The organism is Wandonia sp. (assembly GCF_984588085.1).
Genome location: NZ_CFIGVI010000005.1, coordinates 11189 through 24157, shown reverse-complemented (window position 1 = coordinate 24157; position 12969 = coordinate 11189). Strand labels below are relative to the sequence as shown.

At 39.8% G+C, this 12969-nt stretch carries 9 protein-coding genes and 1 pseudogene; 3 read left to right on the top strand and 7 right to left on the bottom strand.

Annotated features, from left to right (window positions below; translation table 11 throughout):
• Together AC4PL9_RS03285 and AC4PL9_RS03280 are read right to left on the bottom strand one after the other, a co-directional pair.
• On the bottom strand, positions 1–779 hold a 779-nt coding region (locus tag AC4PL9_RS03285), incomplete at its 3' end, for a hypothetical protein (RefSeq protein WP_491603350.1).
• Positions 780–794: 15 nt separating this feature from the next.
• Positions 795–1217, bottom strand: a complete 423-nt coding sequence (locus AC4PL9_RS03280; protein WP_491603349.1) for a hypothetical protein — start codon at positions 1215–1217, stop codon at positions 795–797.
• 255 nt (positions 1218–1472) lie between these two features.
• On the opposite strand from AC4PL9_RS03280, the gene AC4PL9_RS03275 reads away from it, so the two are divergent.
• Positions 1473–2252 carry a DUF481 domain-containing protein gene (locus AC4PL9_RS03275; RefSeq protein WP_491603348.1) on the top strand — a complete coding sequence of 260 codons (780 nt, stop codon included), beginning with the start codon at positions 1473–1475 and terminating at the stop codon, positions 2250–2252.
• Here AC4PL9_RS03275 and AC4PL9_RS03270 read toward each other — a convergent pair whose 3' ends face one another.
• The 5 genes from AC4PL9_RS03270 to AC4PL9_RS03250 are packed head-to-tail and all read right to left on the bottom strand — an operon-like array spanning position 2253 to position 8451.
• Positions 2253–3278 carry a zinc dependent phospholipase C family protein gene (locus AC4PL9_RS03270; RefSeq protein WP_491603347.1) on the bottom strand — a complete coding sequence of 342 codons (1026 nt, stop codon included), beginning with the start codon at positions 3276–3278 and terminating at the stop codon, positions 2253–2255.
• Positions 3244–3975 carry a 2-phosphosulfolactate phosphatase gene (locus tag AC4PL9_RS03265; RefSeq protein ID WP_491603346.1) on the bottom strand — a complete coding sequence of 244 codons (732 nt, stop codon included), beginning with the start codon at positions 3973–3975 and terminating at the stop codon, positions 3244–3246. Before AC4PL9_RS03265 ends, AC4PL9_RS03270 begins: the two co-directional genes overlap by 35 nt.
• A gap of 50 nt (positions 3976–4025) precedes the next feature.
• Positions 4026–7100, bottom strand: coding sequence for an ATP-binding cassette domain-containing protein (locus tag AC4PL9_RS03260; RefSeq protein WP_491603345.1), 3075 nt, complete (start codon positions 7098–7100; stop codon positions 4026–4028).
• 12 nt (positions 7101–7112) lie between these two features.
• The gene (locus AC4PL9_RS03255) at positions 7113–7544 is read right to left on the bottom strand and encodes a hypothetical protein (protein WP_343788931.1); all 432 of its coding nucleotides are present in this window, start codon (positions 7542–7544) and stop codon (positions 7113–7115) included.
• Positions 7545–7548: 4 nt separating this feature from the next.
• Positions 7549–8451, bottom strand: a complete 903-nt coding sequence (locus tag AC4PL9_RS03250; protein WP_491603344.1) for a hypothetical protein — start codon at positions 8449–8451, stop codon at positions 7549–7551.
• Positions 8452–8716: 265 nt separating this feature from the next.
• Between AC4PL9_RS03250 and hemB the strand changes: the two genes are divergently transcribed.
• Positions 8717–9691 carry a porphobilinogen synthase gene (gene hemB, locus AC4PL9_RS03245; RefSeq protein ID WP_491603343.1) on the top strand — a complete coding sequence of 325 codons (975 nt, stop codon included), beginning with the start codon at positions 8717–8719 and terminating at the stop codon, positions 9689–9691.
• Between the two features lie 190 nt (positions 9692–9881).
• Positions 9882–12969, top strand: a pseudogene (locus tag AC4PL9_RS03240) (hypothetical protein); the annotation flags it as partial.

The window sequence follows — 12969 nt, the reverse complement described above, 5'->3', positions numbered from 1 at the left end:
TCTACTCCATCCGTAATAATAGCTTCATACGAAGTTGTTGTCGTCGGACAAACCTGATTTGGATTTTCACCACCACTTTGTCCCAGGCCATAAGAGTAACCGTCGTGTACCCAGGAAATTTCAAAGTTGGGATCATTCAGAGTAATAAGAACATTATCAATACCCCAATGGTCATATTCCGCTCCGGATACATCATCCTGATACCATCTGATCATTGTGTTTGCCGTCTGAGCTGCTGCAGGAATTGTAACACAGTATTCATTCCAGTTGGTAAGTTGCGGATCATTTCCTCCATTAGGGTCCCAATACTGTATTGTATTCCATGTCGCACCATTATCAGTAGAGTATTGAACGTAAACACCTTCATTGGAAAGGTCAGGGCCTTCACATGGAGAAGCTTCGGCCTGAATAGAATAGCGCATTTCAAAACAAATCACCCCTCCCTGACTGAGATCAAACGGAACAGTTTCCATACTTCTGGGGTTTACAGATGCGTCTCCCATCCACATAAATGGAGAGCCATCCGGAGAAGGGACTCCACATGTGTTGTTGGCAATAGTAACAGCCTGAGTAAACTGCCATCCAACAGGCGACCCGGAGTTAAAATCTTCCTGAAAGGCAATATTTCCTGCTCCGTATCCGAATGCTGATAAAGTTGTACAGTTTCCGCATGTTATTGTCTCCTGAGATGCGATAGTAGTAATATCACATGGTTGCGCCCAAAGCTCAGTCCTCCAAAGGGCAAAGGCTGAAAATAGAACAAATATTCGTAATAGCATGGTATTCGTTTTTGGTTAATTGACCTGTAAGTCAATGAGTTCGTATTTTGTTAACACATTTTTGCTTAGATGTTTAGGCATGGAATGGAAAATAAGAAGTTGCATGTTTTCTTTCGTGCAGTTACCTTCCATTTTTTCATAGGGAGAAAGCGTTTGCTGAACCAGATACTCCTCTGAGGTTTCATTACAATTAATACAATTGTTAGTATACCATAGTTGTTTATAGAAACTAACGGATACCTGCTTGTCTGTCGTATTCTCTAAAGACAGACTTATATAAGAGTTATCGGTTCCGTTTTTTGTAGAAGTACATCTTATCTGAGAAGAAGTAATTTGAACACCAGATTGGTTAATCACTTCCTGAGAATAACCCGGAAGTGTATACGTAAATAAAGCAAATCCCGCTATGAAGGGAATTAATCGTTTTTGCGAAAACATATGTACAGTAATAATAGGGTTTCACTTCAAAATTATTTTTTTATGGAAATATATCCAAAGAGAATAAAAATGAAAAGCTGTAAATTACGTGTTATTCATCTGGTTTTAAATTGTTTAAGTGTTTTTGCGGGATGTTAATATAAACTAGTTTTTAAATTAATGTTAAAAAAGAGTTGAGTTCTATGAGCTAAAACAGCTATTTTTCTTGTGCAATTTGCGAGGAGTTTCTTTCTTCTATTTCTAACTTTGCCGATTATGAAGCTGAAAGGGGCAAAAAAAGGAGTTTTCACAGGGATAGTAGTTTTGCTTTCACTTTACGTATCTTCTCAGTCAATAGTGCATATTGAAAATTCACGATTTAGTCAGCGAAATGAAGGGTTTTCAGGAAATATTGATGTAGGGCTTAACTTTACTCAGGCGGTTAATTTTATCTTCAATACTTCCAATGCATCCCAGTTGCAGTACGCAAAAAAAAGTCATTCCGTGTTATCTGTTAATTCGTTGAATCTGACTGTTGTTAACAAAACGACTCCGGTTAATGATGGATTTCAGCATTTCAGATACGGGTATAAAATAAAAGAACACTATATTTTTGAATCCTTTGTTCAGGGGCAGTACAATCATAATACACGATTGAAGGCTCGTTATCTGGTAGGAGTGGGGATGTTATTTAAGGTTTTCGAAACGAAAAAAGATTCTCTACAGCTCTTTACAGGGGTACATTATATGCCAGAGTATGAAGAAGAACTGGGAGGGAAAATTAATCGTCATCACCGACTCAATTCTATAGTTTCATTTAATGTTCCATTTTCTTCAAAGTCGGCTTTTGAACTGGTGGCCTATATTCAGCCGGATATCGCGAGACTAACAGATTTCAGGATTTCATCTCAGGCAAGTTACGAGATACCAATTACGGAGAAACTACTTTTCAAAGTTGCATTTGCCGTATTCTATGATACACATCCTCCGGAGGGATTACAGACTACTTTTTTCTCGGCAAGGAACTCTCTGAAATACAAGTTTGGGCAAAAATAATTAGTGATCGCAAATTCGTCCCTTTGCTTTTCCGTGCTTTACATCCAGATCAAGCTGTTCCTGTTCGCGAAGTAGTTCTTCTGACGGACGGACATGAAGAAGTTCGGTGAGGTCCGGTTGTCCTGCATTTATCCAGGCTGTATACCACATAGACCCCACGCCAATAATTGCAGCGCGAAATCTTCGTTCGACCATTCCATTCAGGCGTTCATGATAGGCGGTAGAGAAATCACGTGAATACGTGCGAACAGTACTGGCTCCTCTTGTTTCAAAAGAGTATTTAGCATCCGTAGCCAGTTCTTCGGTTAACTCCTTCTCTATTTTCAATACAGAATCTACTGCGACGTGGGAGGCATGCACAGCTTCCCAGGCAAATGTGTTAATATTTTTATAATAACGGGCTTTTCCAACAAAATAGTCGTAATTGTCAGCCATCAACTCAGGGAGTCGGGATTCCCATAATCCATGTATACCTTTTTGATTAGTCAATTGACCATTATAATTCTCAGTTGTATGGAGAGGAACATGAGCGTCTCCTACATAGTGACCAAGATCTGCAGAGTATTTTAGAATAAGGTCTACGTTTTTAGATTCAAAGGCCCGGGTGAGTTTATTGACCATGACCTCGATGTACCAGGGTACAATTCCATAGGTTTGCAGTGTATCCTCGGAAAATTTTGAAACAGCATCTTTCCAGAAACGAGGAACGATGGTAAACGGATCTTCGCCTTCTTTGGCGTAATGATCAATATCAATATAATGTCTGGGAGCTTCTCCTTCTACAGCATATCTTCGTTTATCCGGATCTACAGCATGTTCGGTAATGTATTCGATATGCTCCTTGTAAAAACCAAATAACTCAGGAGGAAGTGTGAAGACAGCCATTCGGTTAATGCGCTTATGACCATAAAACCCCCAGTTGAGGTGATTAACTTTTACGGATTGAGCGGAAGGAAAAGAAAAAGCAATGGTAACAGTTACCAGCAGAAAACTACTTACTATTTTTAACGTTGACAAGTTTACCATCTTTCAGCACAGGTATTACCGACGATTGATTGGGTGTCAGACAATACTTGATATCTTCATTCAGATTCAGGTTCTTCAAACGTCTTCTGTGAGAACTGGATTTCAGATATCCCATGTAGTTGTCCTTCGCAGAAAGATACAAATATTTTGCGGCAATTGAAGAATCTTCGTCGGATTTAAACTTTCCTGTACTGATAAGATATTCTGTAATTGCCCCGGCACAGATCGTATCTTCAAGGTTAAACTTGTTTTGCCATCCTGAACAAAGACATAATATATTCTTATCTTGCTCAACAAGCCATTCGCAGAGAGCGTCCAGATTTAACAAAGAGCCAATAACTACTGTTTCAGCATCTTTGGCCAGGTCAATGGCCTTTGTTCCGTTTGTTGTCGAAAGAACAACCTCCTGATCTTTCAGGTCATCATTCATATAGCTATAGGGAGAGTTGCCAAAGTCAAAACCTTCGACAATCTGACCTCCGCGCTCGGCTCCAACAAGATACCCCTGTTCCTGATAAGAACGGGCTTCTTCGATAGTTGCGACAGGAATAACTGCTTTGACACCATTGTCAAAGGCCGCACAGATAGCAGATGTTGCACGAAGCACATCAATAACTACTACTATTTCATATTCCTCTTTATGTAAGGTAAAAAGGTAAGGAGAAAAGCAGACTTCTATATGTTTTCTGGTGTCCATTCAAATTTCTTAAAGTAATACGAGTTGCGAATTTAGGAATTAGGATGAAATTAAGCTCTTTTTCTCAGAGAAACTGTTTTTCGCAATCTATTTCCAGATACGATAAGATGGCGGAGCAGATTATAATAAAGCGTAATAAAGAGTAAAATTGTCATTAACCAAATAACAACCATATTTGCTCCGAACGTTGAAACGATCCTTCCTGCTACCTGTTTGCGTGGTGCAAAAAAATGTGCTGAAAAAAAAGCTGCATCAGAATCTCTGAAAATAGGGTCGTGCTTTTGAATAATAGTACCATTTTTTAAAACTAGTTTATCTAACTCATCCCGATTTGTCATCAGATCGTACAGTGTGGTGTTGAAGTATGTGCTTTTCATTTTCGCATACTTATCAGGAGAATAACTCATGACTACACTATCGAGTTGTCGGTTAACATTTCGCAGTTGGAGATTGTGATAGTTCTTTATGTCTGTGAGGAGTTGTTTTGTTTTGTATAAGTTTGCTGTTTTTTTCGCTTCAGCAGATAGTGTTGTTAGCTCAAGAGCTTCATTACTTAGGATATCAGACCAGTTGCTAAGTTCGTGCTGCAGCTCCTTTGAGAAAAGAGAAGAGTCAGACGAAGAAATAGTTCCTTTTAGAATAACCTGATCCGTTATCCGGATCAATTCAGGAATATAGAAATCTCTTTTCCATTCGTGAAAACTTTTCTGCTTTTCAAGTTCGTAGGTTAATTTCTGGAAAGTATTGTCCTTAAATTGGACAACAGCCAAAGCTTCATACCCCCATCGTGAGGCCATCAGGTTTCCAATACAAGGCACACCACTTTCCTTCCCAAAAACAGGGTGCAGTTTGTCGAATTTTACGATTGCTCCACTAAAGAGAAGTTGAGGAATGATGATAAGAGGAATCAGGATATAGATCACTTTGGCCGAATTGAACCCCGCGGAAATATTTAGTCCGGCGAGATTTGCAAAACAGGCAACTGTAAAAAAGGTAAACCAGTAAGGGAGCCACAAACCTTTTATTTCCAAAATAGAATTTCCAACCAGAACAAAAAGAAGTGCCTGAATTGCTGAAATTCCAAAGAGAATAGAGATTTTTGAAAATAGATAACTGCCTCTTGAAAGGTTCAGAAATGTTTCCCTTTTCTTGATTTTTCGGTCTTTTATAATTTCTTCGGCAGCAACGGTTAATCCAATGAATAAGGCAATAATCACAGATATGAATAGGTATTGGGGAATATTGCTGTTTTTTTCAAAGCTATACGTTTCTCCGGCAAAAAACTTGACAAAAAAAGCGAGGATTAAAGCAAGCACAGGAGCTTCCAGTAAATTAATCAGAACGTATTGGCGATTCGTAAGTTTCGCAAGGATATCCCTTTTGTAGAAAAGTAAAAACTGTTTCCACTTGCCAGGAATTTCAAATTGACTTTTAGGTGCTGTTGTTTCCGGAGTTATTTCCTGCTGCGATTTATTTTCAGAAAGGCGTTGCTTGTATAATTTGTACCAGGATTCCGGAGGGGTTTTACGAAAGGGAGTCTGATTACCATATTCATCAACGACCCGTGATTCTATGATGTTGAAAATTTGTTCGGGATTCACATTTCCACAGGTTCTGCACTCACTTTCCTGGCTGTTGGCGTGATCAATAGCTTCCTTAAAATAGATAACTGCATCAACAGGGTTCCCCTGATAGATCGGATATCCACCCTGATCCATAATGAGGAGTTGGTCAAACATTTTGAAAATATCAGAAGAAGGCTGATGAATAACAACAAACACCAGTTTACCTTTTAGGGTAAGTTCTTTTAATAAATCCATGATGTTTTCCGAGTCCCGGGAAGATAGTCCGGAAGTAGGCTCATCAACAAAAAGGACTGCAGGCTCCCGGATCAGCTCAAGCGCTATATTCAGCCGTTTACGCTGTCCTCCGGAAATTGTTTTTTCAAGAGGACTTCCAACTTTTAAATCCTTTACTTCGTAAAGTCCCAAAACAGTAAGCAGTGATAATACCTTGCGGGCGATTAATCGCTTATTGGTTTTTCCGAATGAAAGTTGGGCATTGAAATACAGGTTCTGAAAAACGGTAAGTTCCTCTATTAATAAATCGTCTTGTGATACATAGCCGATAACACCTCTGATTTTGTCTTTTTCATTGTGAATATCAATTCCGTTAATAGAAACAAAACCTTTTGTTGGTGCGAGGTTTCCGTTAAGGATATTGAGTAGGGTCGATTTTCCTGAACCGGAAGCTCCCATAATTCCAATAAGTCTTCCGCTTTCTTCTTCGAGGTTCAGATCCCGAACACCATACGAATTTCTGGAGAACCGATATACTACATTATCTGCTTTGAAGATGAATCTCTCATGATTCTCATCGGAAAGAAAGACACTTAATATGTCGCTATAATAGATCGTTTGCATTCTGTTGGAACGAATGCTGGAACCTTGATTGAGAACATGATGTCTATCGTTGGATATTAACTGTCCATTCAGGTAAATTTCGTCCTTGCCCAGGTATTTGAAAAAATGAAAGTTAACAGAACTGATCCGTAGTACCCAGATTTCTCCTTCGATCCCTTCGGCCTGTAAAAAACGATAAGCCGATTCGGGGCGCTCTGAGCTAATGAGAAGCAAGTTGGGGTCTTGCGAAGAAGCAACTGATTTTTTGTCTGAACGTATAAAGTTGAAGATACTTTCAAATTCCTCTTCATCAATATTAAAACTGTCAGAAACAGTTCGGGCAAATTCAATATCTTGTTCGGTAGGGTTCTTTTTTACATAAATAAACTCCAGAATACGCACTAAAACAATAATTCGTTGCTTTTGCGTAAGCTCACTGTTTATCTGAGCACAAATTCGAAGAATTTTGACGGAGTTTACAGAAGTTCGTTTCTGTTTGCCGTCTTTCCTCTTTTTTGAGTTATGATGCTGTAACAGAAAATCGTCGTACCATTTCAGGTATGATTTAACGTGTTCGGGATTAAGTTCCTGTTTGAGAAATAACTCAACTATCGAACGTTCTTTGGAATTCTTTTTAAAAATTAACTCTCCGTTTTCGTCAACTTCTACTTTTGCAATGATGGCAAAGAGCTGCATCAAAGCCTTTAGTATTCGTTCACTCATTTCGGAGGTTGTTTATTTTTTAAAACCGATCAACATAATGGCGCATCCGGATACTTTTTTATCCATATCAAGTTGCGTTTCAATTTTTACAGGAATAGTACTGTTTACTTTAAAATCCCAATAAGGGGCATTTTTATGATCTTTATTTGTAAAGAGCACTCGGTTCTCAGGGTCATAAACAGTAAAAATGACATAATTATCAGCAGATCCGGCTGAAGCTACAATCCGGTAAGTAGTCCCCCCGAAAAAAGTCGTTTTGAATTCTGCAATCTCATCATTAATAAACGCCTGATATACTTGTCCGTCAGAAACGAAAAGTGATCCGTTGGTGTCATTGCGCAACTGGTTTTCGCAAATCTTTACTATGCTGTCACAGTCCTGAGAGTATGAATAGGAGAAGAAAAGAATAGAAAGAGTAAAAAAGAATAAACCTAACTTGTTCATAATATTATCCGATAATGTTGTTTCTCAAAGCACTAATTTTTTCTGTAATAGCAGCGACCAATTCATCTGACATAATAACGGATGAATCATGATTCAAAGTTATTATATGGTTGGATGCATCCGTAACAGGTTCTCTGAATGTGTAGGAGAACTGAACCTCTTTGAATAAGTCATTGATTTCATTGAGGTCATTAAGTAAAGCATCGTTCATGTTATCCGTATTATAACCTGATAAAATGGAAAGTAAAGTTTCAAGACTCTGCTTCTGTTCTCCGATTCGTTCAATAATCTGAGGATTTGGTTGTAATGTATTGAGTTGACAGGCAAAATACATTGATTCAATCCAGCCACCGGCAAGAATAAGCGAGGAAATGTCTTTTTGTTTGTTGTTTTTCAGGAATTTGTCTCCTGTTCTGTAGGCGTCCTGAACAATAATAAGAAGTGAATCCTGCTGATTCATGTTGCGTTCAAACCGTTCTGCAAAACTTTTATCAAACGCTCCGGCTATTGATAGTCCATCTGCAAGTGTTTGCAGAGCTTTCAGGTAATTCATGCTTTCTTTTTGCTGTCCGAATAAAGTAGCATACCCCAGATCGGCTCCATAAACACCTAAATTTAAAGCACGACTATAAGTAGTGGAATATTTATCCGCATTTTCAGCCGGATTAATCAGTTCCGCATTGAAGCTTCCGCTGGCTTGTTTTAATAAAATGGCCGTTTGAACCGGAGATGGAATTGAAAATATTTTACCTTCAAATTCTGCGTTAATAGCACTGGTTGAATCAACTACATGTGTTTTTAACTCTTGTGGTTCATTATCAGTTGGTTTACGGTCGGTATTGCAGGAGCTGATAAGGAAAGAAGATACAACTCCCAAAGAAAGAAAAACTACAGATTGTAATCTCATGATAGTACTGTTCATTATTCAATCAGCTAAATTATGAAAACTATTATAAAGAACAGATTTTCTGCGTATTTTTCTTTTGTCAGAAGTAGAGTACTTATCTACAAAAAAAGAAGTTTAGTTCGGTTTTTTGGCTTATTTATCAACTTTTATACTCATCAGAGGTAGAAAATAAAAAAAAACAAGTATTCAGATCGGCTTTTTTGCTCCCAGAAATCTTACTACAGACAAAATCTATTTGGTAACTTTACAAATCAAAAACAAAAGAATGATGTTATCCAGACCACGAAGAAATCGAAAAATGGCGGCAATACGGGATATGGTCGCTGAAACCTATTTATCGCCTGCGCATCTGATTTATCCAATGTTTCTTGTAGAAGGAAATAATATTAAGGAAGAAGTTAAATCATTACCGAATAATTTTCGTTGGAGTACCGATCGTTTATTACCAGAGATAGAGTCCTGCATTGAGTTGGGAATTAATAAGTTTGATTTATTTCCTGCTGTAAGAGAGGGGCTGAAGGATAAAATGGCGTCTTACAGTTTTGCAGAAGAGAACTTTTATCTTGATGCGATCCGAAAAGTAAAAGAGGCATTCCCGGAAGCGGTAATTATGAGTGATGTGGCGATGGATCCCTATAGTAGTGACGGTCACGATGGAATAGTGGAAGGAGACAAAATTCTAAATGACGAAACACTTCCTGTTTTAGCTAAAATGTCTCTTGCTCAGGCTCAGGCTGGGGTCGATATAATAGGTCCTTCAGATATGATGGACGGAAGAGTTGGGTTTATTCGTGATCACCTGGATAATGCAGGATATACGGATGTTAGTATTATGAGTTATACTGCCAAATATGCAAGTGCATTCTATAATCCGTTTCGCGATGCACTTGATTCGGCTCCAAAATCAGGAGATAAAAAAACATACCAGATGGATCCGGCTAATAAAACAGAAGCATTACGTGAAGCTGAACTGGACCTTTCGGAAGGGGCAGATATGTTAATGGTGAAACCAGCATTATGTTATTTGGATATAATTCACCTTCTCAAAGAGAATTTTACATTACCGGTTACTGCTTATAACGTTTCAGGAGAATGTGCAATGGTCTATGCAGCAGCTCAAAACGGATGGTTAGATTATGAACGTGTAGTAGCAGAAATGCTTCTGAGTATGAGAAGAGCTGGAGCAGATGGTATCTTAACGTATTTTGCAAAAGATTTCGCCGGATTTGTAAAGAAGTGAAAATAAGGGTAAGTGTTTCGTAAACAGATTGTTTTTATTGATTGTACGAGCTTTAGATAAATAACTTTAACAGTGCAATCTGTTAATTAGTCGAAATATTTGGTGAGAAACATACTTTTTGGCAACTAAGCAGACCGTTTTTCCGTAAATAGGTCAAAGAGGGTATGAAATATACCCTAAATAGAGATCTATGGAAAAGATACTTTTACCCTTGAGAGTGTGGGTAGCATTAGTAGGAATTATACTTTTTTCTTCTGGTTTATTTAGCCAGGTTAATTGTTCAGGAGATACCCCGTTTTTTACTGTTGATTTAACAGGAAATCCTGCTGGAATGTGGGTGAGTCCTGCAGTAGCAAGGAATGGCTCTTGTTGTGAGGGAGGTGCAAATCAGGTGAATTGTATAGAATTGTCAATCACATTAGATCCTGCAGCTGAAGGAATAATATTTGCAGTGGAATCCGGAGCTAATCCGGGAGGATCACTGTATTACCAGATCAATTGTCAGGATGTGCCTGTGGCTTCAGGATCTGCAGCAATTTGTTTGGATGGAGCCGGCCCACATTTGATTTCTTATTGTAAAGTAGGAAACAACACCAATACGTATTCGATTACTTCAGTTCCCGGCCCTGTTAGCTCAGGAGACGTGATTACGGCAGATGGTTGTGCTGATACATTGAGTATCTCCGGACTCGAACCGTCGACGATTACATGGAACTCTATTTTTCCGGGGGCTCCAGGAGATTACAATAGTTACCTGAATAATCTGGGAGGTTCAAATGCAGGTGCTACCGGTGTTACTTATACAGGAGAAGAAACGGTTGTTGTAACACCGCAACCCGGTTTTCCGTCAGAAATCCAGTACGAAGTATGTGGAGATGTGTTGGGAAGTTGTAGCATTGGATCATTTTGTGATACGGTGAGTGTATTTATATACCCTACATTATTTGCGGATATCAATCCGGATGATCCGGCAATCTGTTTTGGAGCAGCAGGAGTTAACCTCAGTGCTGTTCCGATAGGAGGAACAGCGCCTTATTCCTATGTGTGGTATGGCCCGTCAAATAATGGTGCAACAACACAGGATATTTTTGCGACAACTCCCGGAAATTATACCGTTGAAATTTCAGATGCTACAGGTTGTCCGGCAGCTGTATCTACAATTACAGTTACACAGTTTAGTAATCCGATAACAGCAGATGCGGGGACTGATTTTACAATTTGTGGAACACCCGCTCCTACTCTCCAATTAAATGGAGTGGTAACAGGTGTTACAACCGGAATCTGGAGTGGAGGAACAGGAACCTATGTAAACGGAGATACAAGCCTTGACCTGCAATATATTCCGAGTGCTGCAGAAATTGCTGCCGGATCAGTAACACTTACATTAAGCACAACTAATAATTTGACTTGTCCGGGCGATCAGGATGCTATTACAATTACTCTGTCTCAGTTTGATTCCAATGTAGTATTGGATGTGACAGATGTTTCTTGTTTTGGGTTGTCAGATGGTGCTATAGATATGACAATTACCGGTGGGGCATCGCCATATTCGTTTGTCTGGGCAGGAGGAGAAACCACCGAAGATATTTCGGGATTGGGGACAGGGACTTATTCCGTCGTAGTTACAGACGTTTACGGGTGTGAATACGCCACACAGACAGATGTTATACAGCCACCGGTTCTGACAGAATCAGTAAGTGCCATAACCTATGCCGGTGGTTGGAATGTGTCTTGTAATGGAGCTACTGACGGGGCTGTTGATTTGGTGATAGGAGGTGGAACACCACCTTATACATACGCTTGGAGTAATGGTGCAACAACGGAAGATCTTTCCAATGTCGGAGCGGGAACGTATAGCGTAACTGTAACAGATGCTAACGGATGTGTAATTTCAACTGCTATTACACTTACTGAGCCGCCTGTGATGACAGAAAGTGTTAGTGCGATAACGTATGCCGGAGGTTGGAATGTTTCCTGTAATGGGGCGAATGACGGATCGGTTGATCTGGTAATTGGAGGAGGTACTCCCGGTTATACCTATTCCTGGGATAATGGAGATGTGACGGAAGATCTTTCGGGGATTTCTGCGGGAACCTACAGTGTGTCCGTAACGGATGCGAATGGTTGTGTGATCAATTCCTCTATAACGCTTACGGAGCCACCAGTACTTTCAGAAGGAATTTCTGCGACAACTTATGGAGGTGGCTGGAATATAACTTGTAATGGAGCGAGTAACGGTGCAATAAATCTTACAGTTGCAGGTGGAACTCCCGGGTATACGTATGCCTGGAGTAATGGAGCTGTAACAGAGGATATTAATTCAATTCCGGCAGGTACCTATTCAGTTGTAGTAACAGATGCGAACGGATGTACAATACCTTCTTCAATAACATTGCAAGAACCACCGGTTCTGACAGAATCAGTAAGTGCTATAACCTATGCGGGTGGATGGAATGTATCCTGTAATGGAGCTACTGACGGGGCTGTTGATTTGGTGATAGGAGGAGGAACACCACCTTATACATACGCATGGGATAATGGTGCAACAACGGAAGATCTTTCCAATGTTGGAGCGGGAACCTATACTGTGACCGTAACAGACGCAAACGGATGTGTAATTTCTACAACCATTACACTTACTGAGCCACCGGTACTGACTGCCTCTTTAACTCCATCTGTATATGCAGGCGGTGGAAACACCTCTGGATGTGTGGATGATGGTTTTATTGATTTAACTGTAGCAGGCGGTACGTTGCCCTATACGTATAGTTGGAATAATGGTGAGGTGACAGAAGATCTTTCTGGACTTGGTGTTGGAAATTATTTGGTAACTGTAACGGATGCGAATGGTTGTATAATTACAGATGCTGTCTCCTTAATTTCTCCGGATGCCGTTTCTGCAAATATAAGTGCAGGAACTTATGTTGGCGGTTGGAATGTCTCGTGTAATGGAGCCAGCGACGGAAGCATTGATGTAACTCCTTTTAACGGAGCGGCACCCTATACCTATTTATGGAATACAGGAGCTACTACTGAGGATCTTTCAGGAGTACCGGCCGGAACTTATATGGTAACCGTAACCGATGCAAACGGTTGTGAGTATGAAACATCAATTGTACTTATTGAACCACCGGTGCTTACGGAAAATGCTACTGCAGCAACTTATGCCGGAGGTTGGAATGTTTCGTGTAACGGAGCAAGTGATGGTTCTGTAGATTTAACGATAGGAGGCGGTACGCCCGGATATACTTATGTTTGGAACAATGGTGCAACAACGG